The sequence below is a fragment of the Lutimaribacter degradans genome (assembly GCF_023703375.1).
GTDB lineage: Bacteria > Pseudomonadota > Alphaproteobacteria > Rhodobacterales > Rhodobacteraceae > Lutimaribacter > Lutimaribacter degradans.
In genome coordinates, this window is sequence record NZ_JAMQGO010000015.1 from 24,631 (window position 1) to 46,328 (window position 21,698).

Annotated in this window: 24 protein-coding genes, 2 tRNA genes and 2 riboswitches; of the genes, 10 read left to right on the forward strand and 16 right to left on the reverse strand. The window is 63.8% G+C overall.

What is annotated here, in order from left to right; all coding sequences use genetic code 11:
• The first annotated feature begins 19 nt into the window (after positions 1–19).
• Positions 20–1,042, forward strand: a complete 1,023-nt coding sequence (locus tag M8744_RS16150) for an NAD(P)/FAD-dependent oxidoreductase (protein ID WP_251419689.1) — start codon at positions 20–22, stop codon at positions 1,040–1,042.
• Here the strand turns inward: M8744_RS16150 and M8744_RS16155 are convergent.
• From M8744_RS16155 to thiM, 6 genes are all read right to left on the reverse strand, one after another.
• Positions 1,039–1,983 carry an AEC family transporter gene (locus tag M8744_RS16155; protein WP_251419691.1) on the reverse strand — a complete coding sequence of 315 codons (945 nt, stop codon included), beginning with the start codon at positions 1,981–1,983 and terminating at the stop codon, positions 1,039–1,041. The genes M8744_RS16150 and M8744_RS16155 overlap by 4 nt on opposite strands.
• Positions 1,976–2,635 carry an HD domain-containing protein gene (locus M8744_RS16160; protein WP_251419693.1) on the reverse strand — a complete coding sequence of 220 codons (660 nt, stop codon included), beginning with the start codon at positions 2,633–2,635 and terminating at the stop codon, positions 1,976–1,978. The genes M8744_RS16155 and M8744_RS16160 overlap by 8 nt, the downstream gene beginning before the upstream one ends.
• Positions 2,632–3,735, reverse strand: coding sequence for a chorismate synthase (gene aroC, locus M8744_RS16165; protein ID WP_251419695.1), 1,104 nt, complete (start codon positions 3,733–3,735; stop codon positions 2,632–2,634). Before aroC ends, M8744_RS16160 begins: the two co-directional genes overlap by 4 nt.
• 72 nt (positions 3,736–3,807) lie before the next feature.
• Positions 3,808–4,602: a bifunctional hydroxymethylpyrimidine kinase/phosphomethylpyrimidine kinase gene (gene thiD / locus M8744_RS16170; protein ID WP_251419697.1), complete on the reverse strand. Its 795-nt coding sequence runs from the start codon at positions 4,600–4,602 to the stop codon at positions 3,808–3,810.
• Positions 4,599–5,195 (reverse strand): thiamine phosphate synthase, encoded by a 597-nt coding sequence (gene thiE / locus M8744_RS16175; protein ID WP_251419699.1) that lies wholly within the window; start codon positions 5,193–5,195, stop codon positions 4,599–4,601. The genes thiD and thiE overlap by 4 nt, the downstream gene beginning before the upstream one ends.
• Positions 5,192–5,980, reverse strand: coding sequence for a hydroxyethylthiazole kinase (gene thiM, locus M8744_RS16180; RefSeq protein WP_251419754.1), 789 nt, complete (start codon positions 5,978–5,980; stop codon positions 5,192–5,194). The genes thiE and thiM overlap by 4 nt, the downstream gene beginning before the upstream one ends.
• A gap of 37 nt (positions 5,981–6,017) precedes the next feature.
• Positions 6,018–6,115, reverse strand: a riboswitch (TPP riboswitch).
• Positions 6,116–6,180: 65 nt separating this feature from the next.
• Positions 6,181–6,286, forward strand: a riboswitch (TPP riboswitch).
• A 40-nt stretch (positions 6,287–6,326) separates the two neighbouring features.
• Here thiM and thiB point away from each other — a divergent pair.
• The 3 genes from thiB to M8744_RS16195 are packed head-to-tail and all read left to right on the forward strand — an operon-like array spanning position 6,327 to position 9,541.
• Positions 6,327–7,310, forward strand: coding sequence for a thiamine ABC transporter substrate binding subunit (gene thiB, locus M8744_RS16185; protein WP_251419701.1), 984 nt, complete (start codon positions 6,327–6,329; stop codon positions 7,308–7,310).
• A 40-nt stretch (positions 7,311–7,350) separates the two neighbouring features.
• Positions 7,351–8,859: a thiamine/thiamine pyrophosphate ABC transporter permease ThiP gene (locus M8744_RS16190; protein ID WP_251419703.1), complete on the forward strand. Its 1,509-nt coding sequence runs from the start codon at positions 7,351–7,353 to the stop codon at positions 8,857–8,859.
• Positions 8,846–9,541, forward strand: coding sequence for a thiamine ABC transporter ATP-binding protein (locus M8744_RS16195; RefSeq protein ID WP_251419705.1), 696 nt, complete (start codon positions 8,846–8,848; stop codon positions 9,539–9,541). The genes M8744_RS16190 and M8744_RS16195 overlap by 14 nt, the downstream gene beginning before the upstream one ends.
• 63 nt (positions 9,542–9,604) lie before the next feature.
• On the opposite strand, the gene M8744_RS16200 is transcribed toward M8744_RS16195, so the two are convergent.
• The 7 genes from M8744_RS16200 to dapF form a co-directional block, all read right to left on the reverse strand.
• On the reverse strand, positions 9,605–10,393 hold the full coding sequence (locus M8744_RS16200; protein WP_251419707.1) for a cytochrome c1: 789 nt from the start codon (positions 10,391–10,393) through the stop codon (positions 9,605–9,607).
• A gap of 16 nt (positions 10,394–10,409) precedes the next feature.
• Entirely contained in the window at positions 10,410–11,732 is a 1,323-nt protein-coding gene (gene petB / locus M8744_RS16205) for a cytochrome b (protein ID WP_251419708.1), read from the reverse strand.
• 12 nt (positions 11,733–11,744) lie between these two features.
• Complete coding sequence (gene petA, locus M8744_RS16210; RefSeq protein ID WP_251419710.1) at positions 11,745–12,305, reverse strand: ubiquinol-cytochrome c reductase iron-sulfur subunit; 561 nt, start codon at positions 12,303–12,305, stop codon at positions 11,745–11,747.
• A gap of 263 nt (positions 12,306–12,568) precedes the next feature.
• Complete coding sequence (locus M8744_RS16215) at positions 12,569–13,174, reverse strand: glutathione S-transferase (protein WP_251419712.1); 606 nt, start codon at positions 13,172–13,174, stop codon at positions 12,569–12,571.
• A gap of 60 nt (positions 13,175–13,234) precedes the next feature.
• Positions 13,235–13,843 carry an FMN-binding negative transcriptional regulator gene (locus M8744_RS16220; RefSeq protein WP_251419714.1) on the reverse strand — a complete coding sequence of 203 codons (609 nt, stop codon included), beginning with the start codon at positions 13,841–13,843 and terminating at the stop codon, positions 13,235–13,237.
• Positions 13,844–13,925: 82 nt separating this feature from the next.
• Positions 13,926–15,188 carry a tRNA (N(6)-L-threonylcarbamoyladenosine(37)-C(2))-methylthiotransferase MtaB gene (gene mtaB, locus M8744_RS16225; RefSeq protein WP_251419715.1) on the reverse strand — a complete coding sequence of 421 codons (1,263 nt, stop codon included), beginning with the start codon at positions 15,186–15,188 and terminating at the stop codon, positions 13,926–13,928.
• A 3-nt stretch (positions 15,189–15,191) separates the two neighbouring features.
• Entirely contained in the window at positions 15,192–16,013 is an 822-nt protein-coding gene (gene dapF, locus M8744_RS16230; protein WP_251419717.1) for a diaminopimelate epimerase, read from the reverse strand.
• Positions 16,014–16,110: 97 nt separating this feature from the next.
• Between dapF and M8744_RS16235 the strand changes: the two genes are divergently transcribed.
• Positions 16,111–16,186, forward strand: a tRNA-Lys gene (locus tag M8744_RS16235).
• A 245-nt stretch (positions 16,187–16,431) separates the two neighbouring features.
• Here M8744_RS16235 and M8744_RS16240 read toward each other — a convergent pair.
• Positions 16,432–16,508: transfer RNA gene (locus tag M8744_RS16240), tRNA-Arg, on the reverse strand.
• Positions 16,509–16,602: 94 nt separating this feature from the next.
• Between M8744_RS16240 and M8744_RS16245 the strand changes: the two genes are divergently transcribed.
• Positions 16,603–17,628, forward strand: a complete 1,026-nt coding sequence (locus M8744_RS16245) for a LacI family DNA-binding transcriptional regulator (RefSeq protein WP_251419719.1) — start codon at positions 16,603–16,605, stop codon at positions 17,626–17,628.
• 102 nt (positions 17,629–17,730) lie between these two features.
• Here the strand turns inward: M8744_RS16245 and M8744_RS16250 are convergent, their stop codons facing one another.
• Positions 17,731–18,012: a hypothetical protein gene (locus M8744_RS16250; RefSeq protein WP_251419721.1), complete on the reverse strand. Its 282-nt coding sequence runs from the start codon at positions 18,010–18,012 to the stop codon at positions 17,731–17,733.
• A 173-nt stretch (positions 18,013–18,185) separates the two neighbouring features.
• Between M8744_RS16250 and M8744_RS16255 the strand changes: the two genes are divergently transcribed.
• The 3 genes from M8744_RS16255 (at position 18,186) to M8744_RS16265 (ending at position 20,571) form a co-directional block, all read left to right on the forward strand.
• Positions 18,186–18,665, forward strand: a complete 480-nt coding sequence (locus M8744_RS16255; RefSeq protein WP_251419723.1) for a hypothetical protein — start codon at positions 18,186–18,188, stop codon at positions 18,663–18,665.
• A gap of 80 nt (positions 18,666–18,745) precedes the next feature.
• On the forward strand, positions 18,746–19,378 hold the full coding sequence (rnhB, locus tag M8744_RS16260) for a ribonuclease HII (RefSeq protein ID WP_251419725.1): 633 nt from the start codon (positions 18,746–18,748) through the stop codon (positions 19,376–19,378).
• 89 nt (positions 19,379–19,467) lie between these two features.
• Positions 19,468–20,571: a site-specific DNA-methyltransferase gene (locus tag M8744_RS16265; RefSeq protein WP_251419727.1), complete on the forward strand. Its 1,104-nt coding sequence runs from the start codon at positions 19,468–19,470 to the stop codon at positions 20,569–20,571.
• Here the strand turns inward: M8744_RS16265 and M8744_RS16270 are convergent.
• Positions 20,541–20,759, reverse strand: a complete 219-nt coding sequence (locus tag M8744_RS16270; protein ID WP_251419729.1) for a hypothetical protein — start codon at positions 20,757–20,759, stop codon at positions 20,541–20,543. The genes M8744_RS16265 and M8744_RS16270 overlap by 31 nt on opposite strands.
• Here M8744_RS16270 and yghU point away from each other — a divergent pair.
• Positions 20,758–21,636, forward strand: a complete 879-nt coding sequence (gene yghU / locus M8744_RS16275) for a glutathione-dependent disulfide-bond oxidoreductase (protein WP_251419731.1) — start codon at positions 20,758–20,760, stop codon at positions 21,634–21,636. The two genes, M8744_RS16270 and yghU, sit on opposite strands and share 2 nt — an antisense overlap.
• The last annotated feature ends 62 nt before the right edge of the window (positions 21,637–21,698 follow it).

Below are 21,698 nucleotides of genomic sequence, written 5' to 3' on the forward strand. Positions count from 1 at the left end.
CGGGGCGAGGGCATTGGCAATGGTGGACGTGACAGTGCGCGGGGCGGGCATTTTCGGCCTGTCAATCGCATGGGCCTGCGCAAGGCGCGGGGCACGGGTGCGCGTGATCGACCCGCACGGGCCCGGCGCCGGCAGCAGTGGTGGCCTAGTGGGCGCGCTGGCGCCGCATGTGCCGGAAAACTGGAACGAGAAGAAGGCATTTCAACTCGACAGTCTTTTGATGGCCGAAGGCTTCTGGGCCGAGGTCGCCGCAACGGGCGGCACCGATCCGGGCTATGCACGGTTGGGGCGGGTGCAGCCGGTTATGGATGACCGCGCGCTGGAATTGGCGCACGCCCGCGCAAAGGGCGCGGATACCTTGTGGCAAGGCCGCGCGGTCTGGCAGGTAAAGCGCGCGGATGACATGGGCGACTGGGCGCCCCGAACGCCGACCGGCTGGGTCATACACGACACGCTGACCGCCCGGATGCACCCGCGCCGCGCCTGCGCCGCGTTGGTCGCCGCACTGACCGCGCACGGGGTCGAAGTGATGCCTGGCGGCGCGCATGAGGGCGCGGTGATCCACGCCACCGGCGTCGCCGGCCTGGAAGAGATCAGCCAAGCCACCGGCGCCGCCTTCGGCAACGGGGTCAAGGGCCAGGCGGCACTGGTTCGGCTCGATCGGCGCGAGGCGCCACAATTGTTCGTGGACGGCGTGCATATCGTGCCCCATGCCGATGGCACCCTGGCCATAGGCTCGACCAGTGAACGTGACTATGACACCCCCTCGGGCACCGATGCACAACTGGATGTCGTTCTGGACAAGGCGCGCGCCGCCGTCCCCGCCCTGCGTGACGCGCCCGTGATCGAACGCTGGGCCGGGGTGCGGCCCCGCTCGAAGAGCCGCGCGCCGGTGCTGGGGGCGCATCCGTTATACGCCGGGCAGTTCATCGCCAATGGCGGTTTCAAGATCGGGTTCGGAATGGCGCCCAAGGTGGCGCAGGTGATGGCCGAGCTGGTGCTGGATGGCAAAGATTCCATTCCCGAAGGGTTCCGTGCCTAGACCAGCCACGCCAGCAGCAATGTCAACGTGAAGGCCGCGCCGACAGTGGCCAGCAACAGCGATAGTGATGCCAGCGCCTGCTGGCCATGGTCCTGCGCGAGGATCGGGTAGATGCCAAGCATCGGCATGGCCGCCGACAGCACGACCGCGGTGGCCAGCGCCCCCTCGGGCACAGGCAGGCCAAGCAAAGGCAGGGTGACCAGCGCACCCGCTACAAGCGCCGGATGCAGCACCAGCTTGGCCAGCGCGATCTGGCTGGCCAAGACCTTGTCACCCGCCACGGGCAGCCCGGCCAGCGAGCCGCCGATCACCACCAACGCCAACGCCGAGGACGACGCCGCCAGCATATCGAGCGTGCGCAGCACCGGTGCGGGCAAGCCCAGCCCCGACAGCGAAATGGCGAAGCCGGCCAACAGGCCCAGCACCATCGGACGCTTCAATAGACCCAGGACCACGCCGCCCAGAACCCGCAGAAACGATCGGTCCTTGCCTGGGCGGGCCAAGTCCATCAACAACAGGCAAAGCGGGATCAAAAGGACATTCTCGACCAGGAAATTCAGCGCGAGGATCACCCCCGCCAGGTCGGGAAAGACCAGCAGCATCACCGGAAAGCCCACGTAGCCCGAATTGGGGCACGATGCCCCCATCACCGCCACGGCCCGCCGCGCCGGGCCAACCCCCTTGAGCCAGACGAACAGGTAAACCAGCGCGATCGTGGCCAGCCCGCCAAGCGCGAAAACCCACAGGTAGCCGAGGTTCAGAACCTCGGCCATATCCCGGCGCGCGACGGCGCCACATAACAGCGCGGGCAGCGCAATGTTCAGAACATACCGGCCCAGAACATGCATGTCGGCGGTGTTGAACACCGCGAAACGCACCAATCCGAACCCCAGCGCCGCGGCCGCGAAAATGGGAAAGACAATGCCCAGAACCTCAGGCATCTTCGGCCCAGCCGTCGGCGTCATGCCCGATTTCTACGGCAAGATCGCGGGCGAAACGGCGCATCGTGGCGACCCGCGCCTGCGCCATCTCGCGGCCCGTGACGGTGCCCATTTCCTCGGGCAGGCGCAACAGCTTGATTGGCCAGTGATCCAGTGCAAAGGCGCGGTCATCCGGCTTTCGCCCGGCGGCGAACGGGTCATCCGCATCGTACAACGCACGATCCAGCCCGCCCGCCACGGCAAAAGCGCGCGCGATACCGATCGCCCCCAGCGCATCCAGCCTGTCAGCATCGCGCAGGATTCTTGCCTCGCGCGTTTCGGGCGGGATACCGGCGGAAAAGCTGTGCGCCCTGATGGCATGCTGGGTGGCGGCGACACGGCCGGGCGCCATCCCCAGCGCGGCAAGATGCGGTGCCGCCGCCCGCGCCGCAAAACTCGACGCCAGGGCCCGGTCGGGTGCATCCTTGGGCAGGTTCACCAGGTCATGCATGTAGGCGGCGGCACATAGAACATTCATGTCCGCGCCGCCCTCGGCCCGCGCGATTACAAGCGCATTGGCCCAGACACGATCCAGGTGGGCAAGGTCATGCGCGCTGTCCGCGTCCATTTCCGCAACCGCGACGGCGCGCAGGCTGTCGCGCAGTTCGCTCACCCGATACGGCCCCGGTTTTCCCCGACATGGCCGCGATGCAACAGCAGGTGATCCAGCAGCACGCAGGCCATCATTGCCTCGCCCACCGGAACGGCGCGGATGCCCACGCATGGGTCATGACGACCCTTGGTAACGATTTCCGTCGCCTCGCCGGATTTGGTAATGGTCTGGCGCGGTTTCAGGATGGAGCTGGTGGGCTTGACGGCAAAGCGCACGACGACATCCTGCCCGGTGCTGATCCCGCCCAGGATGCCGCCCGCGTGGTTCGACGAATAGACAGGCTGGCCGTCATTACCCATGAAAATCTCGTCGGCGTTTTCCTCGCCCGTGAGCATGGCTGCCGCCATGCCTTCGCCGATCTCCACGCCCTTGACGGCGTTGATGCTCATCATCGCGGCGGCCAGGTCGGTATCGAGCTTGCCATAAACCGGTGCGCCAAGGCCCGCGGGCACACCACGCGCGACAACCTCGATCATCGCGCCGACCGAGTTGCCGGATTTACGAAGCCCACCCAGGTAGTCCGCCCATTCTTCGGCCGCCTGTGCATCGGGGCACCAGAACGGGTTTTCGTCGACCTGGCCCATGTCCATTCTGGTGCGGTCGATTCCGTGCGGGCCGACCTGGGTCATGTACCCGGTGATCTGAAGACCCGGCACCAGGCTTGCCAGCGCCGCGCGCGCAAGCCCGCCCGCCGCCACGCGCGACGCCGTTTCACGCGCCGAAGACCGCCCGCCACCGCGATAGTCACGGATTCCGTATTTCTGCCAATAGGTAATATCGGCATGGCCGGGGCGGAATTTCTCGGCGATCTCGGAATAGTCTTTCGACCGCTGGTCTGTATTCTCGATCATCAACTGCACGGGTGTGCCGGTGGTCTGGCCCTCGAACACGCCCGACAATATCCGCACCTGGTCTGCTTCGCGCCGCTGGGTGGTGTATTTCGACTGGCCCGGCTTGCGCCGGTCCAGCCAGTGCTGCAACTGCACCTCGTTCACGGCGACCCCCGGGGGCACGCCATCCACCGTGGCGCCCAGTGCGGGCCCGTGGCTTTCGCCCCAGGTGGTGACACGGAAGATGTGGCCGAACGAGTTGAGCGACATGGGGCGGCGATCCTTGGCTGTGGTCAGGCCCGGGTTACCCGATTGCCGGGCCTCGCGCAATTGTCGGCGATGTCACCGCAGCGCGTGAAAATGATCGACCGGGCCGTGCCCGCCACCCACCTGCAACCCGTCCGCCGCCGCGATGGCGGCATGGATATATTCCTTGGCCGCGCGGGCCGCCGGCAGCGGATCGCCCTTGTGTGCAAGCTGCGTGGCCAGCGCCGAAGACAGGGTGCACCCCGTGCCGTGAGTGTTGCGGGTGTCGATGCGCGGGCTTTCCAGCCAGTCAGCCCCGTGCGCTGTCAGCAGCAGGTCGGGGCTGTGCCCGCCCGCAAGGTGCCCGCCTTTCAGCAGCACGGCACGGGGGCCAAGTGCCAACAGGGCCTTGGCTTGCCGCTGCATGTCGTCGCGGTTTTCGGCCTCGGGCTCGTCCAGCAGGTCCGCCGCCTCGGGCAGGTTCGGGGTGAGGATCGTCGCGATGGGCAACAGCCGGTCACGCAGCGCGGCCACCGCGTCGGCGGCCAGCAGGCGGTCGCCCCCCTTGGCCACCATGACCGGGTCCAGAACCACGGGCACGTCACGCCCGACCAGCGCGCCGGCAACGGCACCCGTGATTTCGGCGCTGCCCAGCATCCCGATCTTCACGGCATCGACGCGGATATCGTCGAATACAGCATTGATCTGATCGGCCACGAAATCGGGCGGTATCATCTGGGCCCCGCGCACGCCACGCGTATTCTGCACGGTCAACGCGGTGATCGCGGCCATCGCGTACCCGCCATTCGCGCTTATCGCCTTGATATCGGACTGTATTCCGGCCCCGCCCGAAGGGTCTGAGCCTGCGATGGACAGGATATTGGGGATCATGCGTACCTCCATGCGGTAACCAGTTCGCGGGTTGCTGTTTCGGGATCGGGCGCGGACGCGATCGCCGACACTACGGCAATGCCAGCGCATCCTGCCTGTTTCAGCGCCGGGATATGGGGCAAACCGACGCCGCCGATGGCCACGGCGGGCACCGCCGATTGCGCAACGAGGTGAGCCAACCCATCCAGCCCCAGCGGCGCGGCATGGTCGGGTTTCGTGGAAGTTGCATGCACAGGCCCTGCCCCGATCAGGCTGATCGCTCCGGCGGGCATGGCGGCCAGTTGCGCGGCCGTTTCGATCGACAGGCCCAGGTGCACGCCCGTGCCAAGGGCCACGCGCGCCTGTGCCGGGTCGCCGTCGCCTTGCCCCATGTGCAGCCCGTCCGCTCCGCTTTCCAGCGCGACCGACAGCCTGTCATTGATGATCAACGGCACACCCGCATCGCGGCAAAGCGGCAACAGGCGGCGGGCCTGGGCTACCATCTCGGCGTCGGTGGCCGTTTTGTCGCGGATCTGGATCATGCCCGCGCCGCCGACCAAGGCCGCCCGTACCAGCGCATCGTCGCAGCCATCCGGGGTAACGAAATAGATCATGCTCGCGTGACCCTTGCGCCTGCTGTTACCTCTTGTGGCGTCAGGGCATACAGCGCATCGAGAAACGCAGGCTGGAAGCTGCCAGGGCCCGCGGCCTGCGCACCCGCGCGTTCGCCCGCCAACCCGTAATAGGCCAGCGCCGCCACGGTTGCCGATAACGGGCTCTGCCCAACCAGGAACGCGCCGACGACGCCGGTCAGCGAGCAGCCCATCACGGTGATCCTGGGCATCAGCGCATGGCCGTTATCGACGCGATAGCCTGCTTCCCCGTCCGTTGCGTAATCCTGAGCCCCGGTCACGGCCACCACGGCGCCGGTGGCACGCGCCAAGTCACGCGCGGCGCCTTCGGCGGCGGTCACGCTGTCGGCGGCATCAGCACCCTTGCCCGCGGCCTCGGCCCCGGCCAGCGCCAGAATCTCGGACGCGTTGCCGCGAATGACCGTCGGCTTCAACGCCAACAGCCGCGCGCCCGCATCGCGGCGCATCGCGGTTGCACCGACCGCGACGGGGTCAAGCGCCCAAGGGGTGCCGGTATCGTGAGCGACCTGCGCTGCCGCCTCCATCCCGCGCAGCCAATGGGGGCTGAGCGTGCCGATATTCACCGTCAGCGCCTGCGCGATCCGGGCAAATTCGCCTGCTTCGCCGGCATCATGCACCATGGCCGGTGACGCGCCCGCCGCCAGCAAGACGTTGGCCATGACATTCATGGCGACGTAATTGGTGATGTTCTGCACCAAGGGCGCGTTGGCCCGCATCGTTTCAAGGTAAGCGCCACACTCTTTCATTGTCCGTCCTTTCATGGCGCAGGACGGGCCGCCCGAACCGGGCGCAACCACGACTTCCTCCGCCAGCATGATCTGGTTCAGGTTCAAAGGGTTCATCTCAGCCCCGCGTAATCGGGGGCGCCCCTGTCGTGAGAGCAAGGTAAACCGATTCCCGCGCCGGTCACCACCCCTTGAACTGGCCAAGGCGAAACATTACCGTCAGACCCACCTCGGGGTGCCCTGCGAACAGGGGCTGAGATGCGTTTCCGCGAACCCGTTGAACCTGAACCGGCTAACACCGGCGGAGGGAAGGTTTGGATCATCCTCCAAGGCTTTCACCCCGTCCGAAGCTGACAACGAGGATGCCATGCACCACCTGATGCTCGCCAGCACACTGATCGCAACCGCCACGATGGCCAGCGCGCAGGACCGCCCGGTTCTGACAGTCTATACCTATGACAGCTTCGTGTCGGGTTGGGGCCCTGGCCCGCAGATCGAACAGGCGTTCGAGGCAGAATGCGGCTGCGACCTGCAATTCGTGGGGGCGGGCGACGGTGCCGCGCTGTTGTCGCGCCTGCGGTTGGAAGGCGCAAGAACCAAGGCCGACATCGTTCTCGGCCTCGACACCAACCTGATGACCGCCGCGCGTGACACCGGGTTGTTCGATCCGCATGGAATAACGGCCGCCTTCGACATGCCGGTGGAATGGGATGATGACACCTTCCTGCCCTTTGACTGGGGATATTTCGCCTTCGTGGCAAATGCCGATTTCGACGCCCCCGGCGATTTTCGCGCGCTAGGGCAAAGCGACACCAGCATCGTCATCCAGGATCCGCGCAGTTCGACCCCCGGGTTGGGCTTGGTGATGTGGGTAAAATCGGCCTATGGCGACCAGGCCGCTGAAATCTGGGAGGGGCTTTCCGACAACATCGTTACGGTCACCCCCGGTTGGTCCGAGGCTTATGGCCTGTTCCTGGAGGGCGAGGCCGACATGGTTCTGTCGTACACCACATCGCCTGCCTATCACCTGATTGCCGAAGACGATTCCGGCAAGAAGGCGGTGCCGATGTCCGAAGGGCATTACATGCAGGTCGAGGTTGCTGCCAAGTTGGCCGGAACCGACCAAGCAGAATTGGCCGACCAGTTTTTGGAGTTCATGTTGACCGATGCGTTCCAGGGCGTGATCCCCACGACCAACTGGATGTATCCCGCCAAAACGCCCGCCGACGGGCTGCCAGACGGGTTCGACACGCTGATTACACCGGAAACAGCACTGCTGCTCGATGCGGACAAGGCCGCGGCCCTGCGTGACCAGGCGATTGCCGAGTGGCAAGCAGCGCTGGCCCGCTGAGGTGAGGGGCGGCACACCATTGCCGCTTTGGCCCGGCCGGATGGCCGGGCTTTTGCTTTTGCTGTTCCTTCTGGGGCCGCTGGCGGCGGTGGCATGGCGCGCCGGCGGGGGCGGTTGGCCAGGCCCGGCAGACATGGAGGCCCTGCGCTTCACGGTGGTGCAGGCGGTTCTGTCAGCCCTTTTATCGGTCGTGTTGGCGGTGCCTTTGGCGCGCGCGCTGGCGCGGCGGCGCTTTCCCGGGCGCGGGGCGTTGATCACGCTGTTGGGCGCGCCCTTCATCCTGCCGGTGATCGTGGCAGTTCTTGGCCTATTGGCGGTGTTCGGGCGCGGCGGCATCGTGAACGATACGCTGGCATTTCTGGATCTGCCGCGCGTGCAGATCTATGGTCTGCACGGGGTTGTGCTGGCGCATGTGTTCTTCAACCTGCCGCTGGCGACGCGGATGATTTTGCAGGGCTGGCAGGCCATCCCGGCCGAGCGGTTTCGCCTGGCCGCCAGTTTGGGCATGACCCCCGGCACGGTACTGCGCGTACTGGAACGGCCGATGCTGCGCGAGGTGCTGCCGGGGGCGACGCTTATCGTCTTTGCGCTGTGCCTTTCCAGCTTTGCGGTGGCGCTGACCCTTGGTGGCGGACCACGTGCCACGACGCTGGAGCTTGCGATCTACCAGGCGTTTCATTTCGATTTCGACCTGGGCCGCGCGGCGGTGCTTGCGGTCATGCAGATGGGGCTTGTGATGGCGGCAGCCGCGCTTGCGTTACGCGCGGGCGGGGTGACCGGGTTTGGCGCGGGGCTGGACCGTGTCCACCGCCGGTGGGAGGCAGAAATCCCCCTGTTGCGCGCGCAGGATGCGGCGTTGATCTTTCTCGGTGCGCTGTTCCTGCTGACTCCGCTTGCAGCGATCGGTTGGCGTGGAGTGGCCGGCCTTTCCGAGATGCCGGCCCAGGTTTGGCGCGCCGCCGGCGTATCGCTGGGCGTTGCGCTGACAGCAACGGCACTATGCCTGGTGATGGCGCTTTCGCTTGCCGCGATTGCCCTGCGCCATGGCTGGGTTGAGGGGGTGGGCCTGCTGGGCCTGGCAATTTCACCGCTGGTGATCGGCACCGGGTTGTTCCTGCTGGTCAATCCCTGGATCGACCCGGCGCGCCTTGCGCTGGGGGTGACGGCAGTTGTGAACGCGGTGATGGCCCTGCCTTTTGCCATGCGGGTGATCTTGCCGCGCCTGCGCGAGGTCGAGGCCACCCATGGCCGGCTGGCCACCTCGCTGGGGATGGTGGGCATCGCCAGGTTGCGATGGCTGATCCTGCCGCGTCTGCGCACCGTTCTGGGCTTTGCCGCCGGGCTTACCGCCGCGCTGGCGATGGGAGACCTGGGGGTGATCGCGTTGTTCGCCGATGCCGACAACGCCACGCTTCCTCTACAGATCCTGCGCCTTATGGGGGCCTATCAAATGCAGGCGGCAGCGGGCGCGGGCCTGCTGCTGCTGGTCCTCAGCCTGTCGCTGTTCTGGTTGTTCGACCGTGGGGGGCGCCACCATGCTGCGGTTTGACGACGTTCGGATCGTTCAGGGCGATTTCACCCTGCGCGCCGATATGGCGGTGGATGCCGGTGCGCGCGTCGCGGTTATCGGCCCCAGCGGGTCGGGCAAATCGACCCTGCTGAACGCGTTGGCGGGGTTCCTGCCATTGGCCGGGGGCCGCATCGGTTGGCACGGCACGGATATAAGCCTTGCCGCCCCTGCCTTGCGGCCGGTGGCCATGCTGTTTCAGGATAACAACCTGTTCCCGCACCTGACCGTGGCACAGAATGTCGGGCTGGGCCTGCGCCCCGACCTGCGCCTGAATTCGACAGAACGCGCGCAGGTCGATGCGGCGCTGGAGAGCGTGGGCCTGGCAGGCATGGGCGCGCGGCGCCCCGGCCAATTGTCTGGCGGGCAACAAGGGCGCGCGGCACTTGCGCGCGTTCTGGTTCAGAAGAAGCCGATGATCCTGCTGGATGAACCTTTTGCCGCGCTGGGGCCTGCGTTGAAGGCCGAAATGCTTGACCTTGTGTCCCGGGTTCTGGACGAGACAGGCGCGACCCTGCTCATGGTCAGCCACGATCCGGGTGATGCGCGCCGCATCTGCCCCCAGACCATCGTGGTGGATGCGGGCCGCGCCGAAGCGCCTGTCGATACCATCACCTTGTTGGACAACCCTCCGCCCGGTCTGCGCGCCTACCTGGGCGGCTGAGGCCGAAATGAAAAAACCCCGCGCCGAAGCGCGGGGTTCGTCGTTTATCAATCGGGCCAGGGGTCAGTGGGTTTTCTTGCCCTTGACCGGCGCCCAGATCCGCTTGTTCGTCAGGTACAGCAGCACCGACAGTACCACGAGGAACAGAACAGCGACGAAACCGGCCTGTTTACGCGCCATCATCTTGGGCTCTGCCGTCCACATCAGGAATGCGGAGACGTCCTGCGCCATGTGATGAATCGAGTTCGAATGACCATCGTCGTATTCAACCGCTTCTTCGTAAAGCGGCGGGGCCATCGCGATCCAACCACCGGGGAAGGCGGTGTTCTCGTAAAACAGCGTACCGGCTTCTTCCTTTTCCTCGCCGGTATAGCCGGTCAGGATCGAGGCGATGTATTCCGCACCGCCCATGCCTTTGAACAACTGGTTCAGGCCGGTGCCGTAGGGCCCGTGGAACCCGGCGCGCGCCTTGGCCATGAGGCTGAGGTCGGGTGCGTTGGGGTCGCCCGATTCGGGGAAGTGATCGGTCGGCTTCGCGGGGCGGTAATCGTCCAGCTCGGCGTCGTAGACCTCGTACCGCTCGGCATAGGCACGCATCTGGTCCTCGGTGAAGCTCGGCCCACCTTCGTCTGCCAGCGTGCGCAGTGGCACGTATTGCAGGCCGTGGCAGGCCGAACAAACCTCGGTGTAGACCTTGAGCCCGCGTTGAAGCTGGTTCTGGTCAAAAGCGCCGAACGGGCCTTCGAAGGAGAATTTGAAGTCCTCGACATGACCGTCGGAGCCCGCGGCAGACGCCGCCCCGGCCGAAAGGGCCAAGGCTGCGGTTGCGGAGATCGCAAGTTTTTTCAGCATCTTCCGTGATCCTTTCTTATTCGGCCGGAGTGCCAGCTTTGCCGTAATGGGCATTGAAATCTTCCTCGATGGTCGCCGGTTGTTCCTGCGGCTTCTCGATCACGCCAAGCAGCGGCAGGATCACCAGGAAGTAGGCGAACCAATAGGCCGACGCGATAAGCGAGAAGGTTGCATAAGGCTCTTCCGCGGGCATGGCGCCCAGCCACATCAGTACCATGAAGTCGAGGGCCAGCAGCCAGAACCACCACTTGAACATCGGGCGATACCGGCCCGAACGCACGCGGCTGGTATCCAGCCAGGGTGCCAGCGCCATCACGGCAATCGCGCCGAACATCGCCAGCACGCCAAAGAACTTGGCGTCGATGATGCCGCCGGTGATCCAGCTTGCGAACATCACGATCCACACGTCCGAGGTGAAGGCGCGCAGGATAGCGTAGAACGGCAGGAAGTACCATTCAGGCACGATATGCGCGGGCGTCACCAGCGGGTTTGCCTCGATGTAGTTGTCGGGGTGGCCCAGGTAGTTGGGCATGAAACCGACAATGGCAAAGAACACCGCCAGTATCACGGCCAGCGCGAACAGATCCTTGATCACGAAATAGGGCCAGAAAGGCACGGTGTCCTTCTCGGCCTCTTCCTTGGAACCGCGGCGCACCTCGACCCCGGTGGGGTTGTTGTTGCCCGTGGTGTGGAAGGCCCAGATATGAACGGCAACAAGCGCCGCGATCACGAAGGGCAGCAGGTAGTGGAGCGAGAAAAAGCGGTTCAGCGTGGCGTTATCCACGGCCGGGCCACCCAGCAACCAAGTCTGGATCGGCTCACCGATAAAGGGAATGGCACCAAACAGGCCCGTGATGACAGTTGCACCCCAGAACGACATCTGACCCCAGGGCAGAACATAACCCATGAAGGCTGTGCCCATCATCATCAGGTAGATCAGCATGCCGATGATCCACGTCACCTCTCGCGGGGCCTTGTAAGACCCGTAGTAAAGGCCGCGGAAAATGTGCAGGTAAACGGCAACGAAGAACAGCGAAGCGCCGTTCATGTGCAGATACCGCAGCATGTGCCCGCCATTCACATTGCGCATGATGTGTTCGATGCTGGCAAACGCCATGTCGACATGCGGCGTGTAGTGCATCACCAGAACGATGCCGGTGATGATCTGCAAGGCCAGGCAGAAGGTCAGAACGATACCCCAGATCCACATCCAGTTCAGGTTCTTGGGGGTGGGGATCATGATAGTGTCATAGAGCAGCCCGACGATGGGCAAGCGGCTGTGCAGCCACTTTTCGCCACCGGTCTGCGGCTCGTAATGATCGTGCGGAATTCCGGACATGTGCGCGTTTCCTTATCCCAGTTGAATCGTCGTCTCGTCGACGAAAGCGGCGACGGGAATATCAAGGTTGCGGGGCGCGGGGCCCTTGCGAATGCGACCGGCCTCGTCATAGTGCGAGCCGTGACAGGGGCAGAACCAGCCGCCGAAATCACCGGCGCCGTTCCCGATCGGAACGCAGCCCAGGTGGGTGCAGACACCGATCATGACCAACCATTCACCCGCATCGTCCATGGCGCGATTGGCGTCGCTTGCATCGGTTCCGGGCTTGTTGGGGTTCTGCGAAAGCGGGTCGGGCAGTGCGTCCATATCGACCGCGCGCGCCGCCTCGATCTCTTCGGGGGTGCGGCGGCGGATGAATACGGGCTTGCCCAGAAATTTGACCGACAGCTGCGAGCCTTCGGAAACGCCCGACACGTCGACGCGGATCGAGCTGAGGGCTTGCACGTCGGCCGACGGGTTCATTTGGTTGACCAGCGGCCAGACGGCCGCACCGGTGGCAACGGCACCTGCGCCAGCTGTGGCGTAGTAGAGGAAATCTCTGCGGGTGCCTTCGTGATCTTCTGCGTGGGACACGAGGTTCTCTCCTTCTTCAGCCGATACCGGCCAATGCGGGTGGGGCCGCATGGGGTGCAGCCAATTCCGTGCGCGTGTTTAACCGTGCTTTCCCTTGCAGTCCAGCGGACAATGACGCGCAGTTTACATGCCTGCACGCATCGGTCCGCAAGACGGGCAAAGCGCCCTGCATGCAGGGCGGCTCAACCACGCTTGGGATAATGTTTAGGGGCGCGCGGGGCACTCTCAAGGGAAAGATTGCCGCAGGCACGCTCTTGGCCTGTTCAATCGCCGGGTGTGGTCGCCTGCATCGCCGGGCGTTCGGAAAAGGCGGCGAACCAGTCATCCAACGCACCGCGACCCTGCCGCCAGCCCCGGTCACCGTGACGGAAATCAAGATAGCCAAGGGCACAGCCAAGGGCGATCTGGCCCATGTCGAGCGGCCCGCTCAGGTGACTTATCCATATCTTGCCCAGCGCATCCAGGCTACGCGACACCTTGGCCCACTGCGCCTCGACCCAATCTTCGGATTGCATGTTCTCGGGGCGGAAGCGGCGTTCATAGACCATGCTGATGGCGGAATCGAGGATACCGTCGGCTGTCGCCTCAAGCGTCAGCACCTCCCAGATGCGGCTGTCGGGGTACAAACCGGCACTGGCATGGGTATCAAGAAAACGGCAGATCACCCGGCTGTCATAGATGGCCGGGCCCTCGTCGCGCAGCAGCGCCGGGATCTTGCCCAGCGGATTGGCCGCGGCCACGCTGCTATCGGTGGCCATTGGCGTGGTCTTGACCGGCACCTCTTGAACCTGGTCGGCCAACCCGGCCTCGTGAATCAACACGCGTGCCTTGCGCGCATAGGGCGAGGCGGGGGACGAAATCAGTTTCATGCCGGTCTTCCTTGCTTGTTGCCCGCGCAGGTTATCCCGCTTGGGGCGCAATGCAATGGCCTAGTCGTCTGGCGGGTCGCTCATCATTTCGGCCAAATCCCGGTCATGCGCTGACAAGGCCCGGGCCGCAGCCAGGCGCGCCGCCTCGGGTTTGTTCTGGCTCAGTTTCCAGGTGCTGTCGATTTCGTTTACCACCAGTCGAAATGGCAGGATATGGCGCATCATCCGCGCCATCGCGTCCTTGGGCATCTTCTCGGTGCGCCACCGCGGCTTTGGGTCCAGCGTGGCCTCGAACCATTCCGACAGCTCGTCAAGCATGGGGTGCAGGCTGTCTGCCGACAGCTGTTCCATGCGCCCGATCAGGTGGACCGCGACATAGTTCCACGTCGGAACCTGGTCATCCATTTCATACCAATCAGGCGAGATGTAACCATTTGGCCCGATCACCGCCAGGCGGGCCGGAACGCCCTCCCCCACCAGCCGGCAGATCGGGTTCGACCGTACAAGGTGAAACGTGGCCTCGGTTCCCGCTTCGTTCAGCAGGAACGGTATGTGGCTGATCAGCGGCGCCTCGGGCGTCGAAACTGCCAACATTCCAAATCCTTGCGAACGGGCAAAGGTGATGTTGCGCTCTGTTCCAGTTTGGCGAAAGGCGGGGTTCGGGTGCATGGGCGGGCTCCTTTTCAGTGGCGAAACTAGCGTGGGACGCCGCGCGGTTACAGTGCCGAATCGCGCAGTTTCCAAAGGGCCGTCAGCCCGCCAAAAGCTGCTGGCCCTCGGCCCCGGTGATAAGCGCCGTCACGATCTGCCCCTCGGGTTGATCGCTGCCGAACCGCACCTCGGTGAATTGTTCGGTCCGCCCCATGCGCGGGTTTTCCATGAGGATGTGATGCCGCCGCCCATGTTGACCGGCAAGGTGTCGGGCCACCTGTGCATCGCCGGCCGCCCTAAGCCGGGCCGCGCGATCCTTGATCACCGATCCGTTCACCTTTTGCGGGATGCGTGCGGCGGGCGTGCCGGGGCGGGCCGAATAGGGAAAGACATGCAGCCAGGTCAGGTCGCACTCATCGACAAGGCGCAGTGAATTTTCAAAATGCGCCTCGGTTTCGGTGGGAAAGCCCGCGATAATGTCGGCACCGAAGGTGATATCGGGGCGCAGCGCGCGGGCCTCTTCGCAGAACCTGATCGCATCGTCGCGCAAGTGCCGGCGTTTCATCCGCTTCAGAATCAGGTCGTCGCCATGCTGAAGCGACAGATGCAGATGCGGCATCAGGCGCGGTTCGGTCGCGATCGCCTGCATCAGGTTCTCATCCGCCTCGATCGAATCGATCGAGGATATGCGCAGGCGCGGCAGGTCGGGCGCCAGCCGCAGGATGCGCATCACCAGGTCACCCAAATGCGGCCGCGACGGCAGATCCGCGCCCCAGCTGGTCAGATCGACCCCGGTCAGCACCACCTCGTTATAGCCTGAATCCACCAACCGCTTGATCTGGTCCACCACCACGCCGGCGGGCACGCTGCGTGAGTTGCCCCGGCCGTAGGGGATAATGCAAAAGGTGCACCGATGATCGCAGCCGTTCTGCACCTGGACATAGGCCCGCGAGCGCGTGCCGAACCCGTCGATCAGGTGGCCGGCCGTCTCGGTCACCGACATGATGTCGTTGACCTGCACGCGCGGCGTGTCGCCGACGAAATCGGGAGCCAGGCGCGTCCAGGTTTCGGGCGCCATCTTTTCGCTGTTCCCGATGACATGGTCGACCTCGGTCATCGCGGCAAAGGTTTCAGGTTCTGTCTGTGCTGCGCATCCGGTGACGATGATCCGCGCCGCGGGGTTGTCGCGGCGCAGCTTGCGAATCTCCTGCCTGGCCTTGCGCACGGCTTCGGCCGTGACGGCGCAGGTATTTATGACAACAGCGCCCTCAAGCCCCGCCTGCGCGGCGAGGTCTTTCATCGCCTCGGTTTCATAGGCATTCAACCGACAGCCCAACGTGGTGAATTTTGGCGGTACCGACATCGCTTATCCCCGCCATACGCCATCGAAAACATGCGCCGTGGGCCCGGTCATCCAGACACCATCCTCGGCAATGCGAATCGCGATCTCGCCCCCGTCGAGGCGGATGGTCACCTCGGGGCCGGTCAAACCGCGCCGATGCGCCGCCACGGCCGTGGCACAAGAAGACGAGCCCGATGCAAGCGTGATACCCGTGCCCCTTTCCCACACGCGCATCTGCAGCACGTCGGGCGCAACGACATGTGCGAATTGCACGTTCGTACGCTCGGGGAAAAGCGGGTGACGCTCGATCAAGGGGCCTTGCGCTGCCAAGTCGATAGAACCAGCGTCCTTAACGAAAAAGGTGCAATGCGGGTTGCCCATCGACGTGGCCGTCGGGCCGCCCTCGATAGGAAGCTCCAGTGTATCCATTTCGCGCGCCAGGGGCACTTCGTTCCAACGTGTCATGGCGTGCCCCATGTTGACCGATGTCAGCCCGCCGCCCGCGTCCCGCGCCGTCAATGCACCACGGTCGGTGGTAAGTGTCAGCTCGGGGTGGCCGGTTTCCGTTATCAGGTGCCGCGCAATACAGCGCGTGGCATTGCCGCACGCCGCCGAAACCGAACCATCGGCATTGTAGAACACCAGGTGCACATCGGCATCCCGCGCCGCTTGCATAACTGCCAGTTGGTCGAACCCGATACCACGGTGCCGATCCGCCATTGCCCGCACCGTCGCAGGGGTAACCGCCAGCGCATCTGCGCGCGCATCAATGACCACGAAATCGTTGCCGAGTCCGTGCATCTTCATGAAAGGGATATCTGTCTGTCGCGCGTTCATGGCGCGCATATACGCCCCGTGCGGGCATGAATCCAGACGGCCAATGAAAAAGCTGTCGTTTCGGGGTTGACCCCCGCCACCGCACTTTCTAGATAGCGCGCCTAGTGGGCCGTTAGCTCAGTTGGTAGAGCAACTGACTTTTAATCAGTGGGTCGCAGGTTCGAATCCTGCACGGCTCACCACTGATCATTCGTATTTCATTGATCTTGAGCGCCCTCGGGGCGGCTTGATCTTGGTGGTTGGCATAGCCCGCCGCCCCAGAACGATGTTCGCGCGTCGCATCCCGATCACACCGGCGGCAGGCTTTCTCGCGGGTTCTCGATAATTTTCTGCCCCGGAAACGCGGGGCTCAAGCCGGTCGACAGCCACAAGGACGGCGTGTTGCACGCCTGTCGCTGCGCCCTGGCTGGCGGTCAGGTTTACAAGTTGGCGACCCCGGCAGGATTCGAACCTGCAACCTGCCCCTTAGGAGGGGGCTGCTCTATCCGGTTGAGCCACGGGGCCACGCCGCTTTTCTTAGCCGCCCAGCCCAGCTTGAACAAGAGACCCGGTTCAAGCTAACACTTGGGTAATCGAGAAAACAGGACATTGCCAAAACATGTCGCGCCCGTTCAACCGCCCCCTGACCTTGCGTGACGTGTCCGAAGCGTCGGGCGTCAGTGAAATGACCGTCAGCCGCGTGTTGCGCAACCGTGGCGATGTCAGCGCGGCAACCCGTGAAAAGGTGCTCAGGGCGGCGAAAACGCTGGGCTATGTGCCCAACCGCATCGCCGGGTCGCTTGCCAGCCAAAGAGTCAACCTGGTTGCGGTGATCATACCGTCGATGTCGAACATGGTTTTTCCCGAGGTGATGACCGGCATCAACCGCGTCCTTGAAGATACGCCACTGCAACCTGTCGTGGGTATCACCGACTACCTTCCCGAAAAGGAAGAAAAGGTTCTTTATGAAATGCTGTCCTGGCGGCCCTCGGGGATCATCATCGCGGGGCTGGAGCATTCGGATGCAAGCCGCGCCATGCTGCGGGCCAGTGGTATTCCGGTGGTCGAGATCATGGACACCGACGGCACCCCCGTTGACGCGATGGTCGGCATCAGCCACCGCCGGGCAGGTCGCGAAATGGGCGAGGCGATCCTTAAGGCGGGCTATCGTCGTATCGGCTTCATGGGTACGAAAATGGCGCTCGACCATCGCGCACGCAAACGGTTCGAGGGCTTTACCCAGGCGCTGGCCAAGGGTGGCGTGGAAATCGCGGACCAGGAGTTTTACTCGGGCGGATCGGCGCTGGCCAAGGGGCGCGAGATGACGGCCGACATGATGGCACGCACGCCTGACCTGGACTTTCTTTACTATTCCAACGACCTGATCGGCGCAGGCGGAATGCTTTGGCTGCTTGAACAGGGCTATGACATTCCGGGCCGCATCGGCCTGGCGGGGTTCAACGGCGTCGAGTTGCTGCAAGGGTTGCCACGGCGGCTGGCCACGATGGACGCCTGCCGCGCCGAAATCGGCGAACGCGCGGCCCGGATCATCGTCGGGCGCACGGCAGAGCCGGCGGAAGAGGTGGAAAATATTGCCACGCTGACGCCGACCATCGACCGCGGCGATACCTTGCGCCAAGTTTGACCCAACAGAATGTCGCACCACTAGACCCTTCATGCCGCGCCGGAAAGAAAGGGGCCACAAGCCAGGTTTTGCGGCGCACCAGCGGCAGAACGGGAACAGGCCCTAGTAGCGCAGGAAGAATTGCCCCGCCGCGCCGCGCCGGCTGTCCAGCCCGCCATCGTCGAACACCTGCAAGACATTCAACAGCCGCCAGCCGTCACGTTGCAGGCGCGCCGCCAGTTGCGCCTCGGCATTGGCGCGGGTGCAAGGCTCGGAGATCTGCGCCACGCCATAATGCAGTTCAAGCGGGTTGTCGCGCCGTGCCTTGTAATCGGCATAGCAGGCTGCCTGCGCAGGCAGCGCCAGCGTCATTAAAACTGCGGTAAGGGCCATGACAGGTCTCATGCAGCGACAATGGGCGCACACCTTGCGATATTCAATATCCAAAGGGGTTTACGCCGATGATATCCGATAACAGCCGGGCGTTATTGCCTGTCCGGGCGCGTGTGCCCCAACCTTTTCACGTCGCAACAGGGCACCCCGTGACGGGTGGCCCGGCCAAATGAAAAGGAGCCCCCATGTCCCGCAGATTCATTGCCACCATCCTGGTCGGCGCACTCGCCGTTACCGGCCTGACCGCCGTTCCCGCCCGCGCAGATGGCGAGGATATCGCCAAGGCGCTGGCCGGCATCGCGGCGCTGGCCATCATCGCCAAGACCATTGAAAACCGCAACGACCGCCGCCACGAAGCCGAAGTGAGCCGCCAAGGCACCTGGCCCAAGCACGGCCATGTTACCGGGCCGATCCGGCCTCGGCCCCTGCCCGACCACGTCAGGAAGGCAAGCCTGCTGCCGCGCGAATGCCTGGTGAATGTGCGGTCCCGCCACAGGGATTACCGCGCTTTTTCCGGCCGCTGCCTGGCCGATCACCGCATAACTGCGCGCAACCTGCCAAATGCCTGCATGGTCGAGACGCGGGGCCGCGGACACCGCTACAACCAGATCTATTTCCGCGAAAGCTGCCTGCGCGATCGTGGCTACCGCACGGCCCGTTACTGAGCCGCGGTCGAACCATGCGGGGCGCCTGCGCCCCGCTTTCGACTTGCCCGCCGGGTCAATCCGCGCAATCTGTTCAGGCAATGAAACTGCCTGACCTCTCCTTTGAAAACGCCGCTCGCGCGCATGGTGCCAATCGTATCGCCGGCGTCGACGAGGTGGGGCGCGGCCCACTGGCCGGCCCCGTCGTGGCCGCGGCCGTTGTATTGGACCCGGCCCATATTCCCGAGGGCCTGCGCGATTCAAAACAGCTTAGCGCAAAACGCCGCGCCGCGTTAAGTGAGATTATTCACGACGTGGCACAGGTCGGAATTGGGCAGGCAAGCGTTGCCGAGATCGACCAGATCAACATCCTGCGTGCCAGCCACCTGGCAATGGAACGCGCCGTCGCCGCTCTGCCGGAACCACCCGACCACCTGCTGATCGACGGCAACATGATCCCCCGCGACCTGGTCATTCCGGCCACGCCCTTGGTCAAGGGAGATACGCTTTCGGTCAGCATTGCCGCGGCCTCGATCATGGCAAAAATATGGCGCGATCAGGTGATGCGGGATTTGGCGCAACAGTTCCCCGGCTATGGATGGGAAACCAACGCGGGCTATCCATCAAAAAACCACAAGGCGGCACTCCGAAATCTTGGGGTCACCCCACACCATAGACGTTCGTTCAAGCCGGTACACAATATATTGTATCAAGACAAATGTGTAAGTGGCTGATTCAAAAAAGAAATTGACCACGAATCAGCTTTGAATCATCTTTGTGCCCAACCACAGAGCGCGCCAATGCGCCGGGGACAGAGGCAGAGATGACAACAATGACCAAGAACACGGGCGCAGGTGCGCTCCCTATCAATACGATTCTGGATGGCGACTGCATCGAGGTGATGAACAGCCTTCCCGAGGCATCGGTTGACCTGATTTTCGCGGACCCGCCCTATAATCTCCAACTGCGCAGCGACCTGCACCGCCCGGATAATTCCAAGGTGGACGCGGTCGATGATGCCTGGGACCAGTTCAGTTCCTTTGCCGCCTACGACAAGTTCACCCAAGACTGGCTCAAGGCGGCGCGCCGATTGCTCAAACCCAATGGGGCCATTTGGGTAATCGGTTCGTATCACAACATTTTCCGGGTCGGCGCGGCGTTGCAGAACGCAGGCTTCTGGATCCTGAACGATGTGGTCTGGCGCAAGTCGAACCCGATGCCGAATTTCCGTGGCAAGCGGTTCACCAACGCGCACGAAACGATGATCTGGGCCTCGAAGGAAGAAGGCGCGAAATACACCTTCAACTACGAAGCGCTCAAGGCGCTGAACGAAGGTGTCCAGATGCGCAGCGACTGGGTGCTGCCGATCTGCACCGGCCATGAACGGCTGAAAGATGACAACGGCGACAAGGCACATCCGACGCAAAAGCCCGAATCGCTGCTGCATCGCGTGCTGGTGGGATCCACCAACCCCGGCGACGTGGTGCTTGACCCTTTCTTCGGAACCGGCACCACCGGCGCGGTGGCCAAGATGCTGGGGCGCGAGTTCATCGGGATCGAGCGCGACGAAGGCTATCGCAAGGTTGCGCAAAAGCGCCTCGACAGTACCCGCCGCTATGATCGCGAGGCGCTGATCGTGTCGGCGTCGAAACGCGCCGCGCCGCGCGTGCCCTTTGGTCAACTGGTCGAACGTGGGATGCTGCGCCCGGGCGAAGAGTTGTTTTCGCCCCGCGGAAAGATTGCCAAGGTGCGCGCCGACGGCACGTTGATAGGCGACCAGGTCAAGGGCTCGATCCACCAGGTCGGCGCCGCGTTCGAGGGCGCGCCTTCCTGCAATGGCTGGACCTACTGGCATTTCCGTCGCGACGGCAAGACCATCCCGATCGACCTGCTGCGTCAGCAGATACGTTCGGAAATGGAAGCCTGAAACGCTTCTTTCACATGAATACCGCCCGGTGTCCCGCGTCCTGACTTGCGGGCACCGACTGCCTGCCCCGCCATCACCGGCGGGGCTTTTTTGCACGCGCCTGTGATGCCCTGCACATCGGCTGCGCCTTGTTGCCACGCCGGTTTTCCTGTTTGCTGCACGCAACGCGCAAAACAGGAATCTGCCATGAGCGACACGTACACACCCCCCAAGGTCTGGACATGGGAACAGGAATCGGGCGGCAAGTTCGCCAGTATCAACCGCCCCATCGCCGGGCCGACCCATGACAAGGATCTGCCGGTAGGGCAGCACCCGCTACAGCTTTATTCCCTGGCCACACCGAACGGCGTAAAAGCCACCGTGATGCTTGAGGAGCTACTGGCCAAGGGCCATTCGGGCGCCGAGTACGATGCCTGGCTGATCAATATTGGCGAAGGCGACCAGTTCGGCAGCGGCTTTGTCGAAATCAACCCGAACTCGAAAATCCCCGCGCTGGCCGATCATTCGATCGACCCGCCCTTGCGCGTGTTCGAAAGCGCTTCGATCCTATTCTACCTCGCCGAGAAATTCGGAGAGTTCCTGCCCACGGAAACCCGCGCCCGCACGGAATGCATGAATTGGGTGATGTGGCAGATGGGCAGCGCGCCCTACCTGGGCGGCGGCTTTGGCCATTTCTACGCCTACGCGCCCGAGAAATGGGAATATCCGATCAACCGTTTCGCGATGGAGACCAAGCGCCAACTTGACGTGCTGAATCGCCACCTCGAGGGGCGCGATTTCATGGTTGGCGACTATTCCATCGCCGACATGGCGATCTGGCCGTGGTATGGGCAGTTGGTGCTGGGCCGTCTTTACGATGCGGCCGAATTCCTTGACGTTGCAAGCTATGAACACGTGATGCGCTGGGCCAAGGCGATCAACGCCCGCCCGGCGGTGCAGCGTGGCCGCATGGTCAACCGCACCTTTGGCGAACTGAATACACAGCTTCATGAACGCCACGACGCCGGAGATTTCGACACGAAAACGCAGGACAAGATCGAGGCAGCCGATAAAAGCGGCACATAAACGCCTAAAAAGCAGTCAAGCCGGCGGGTTTTGCAGCGCAGGCCCGCCGGTCCTCACCCCGC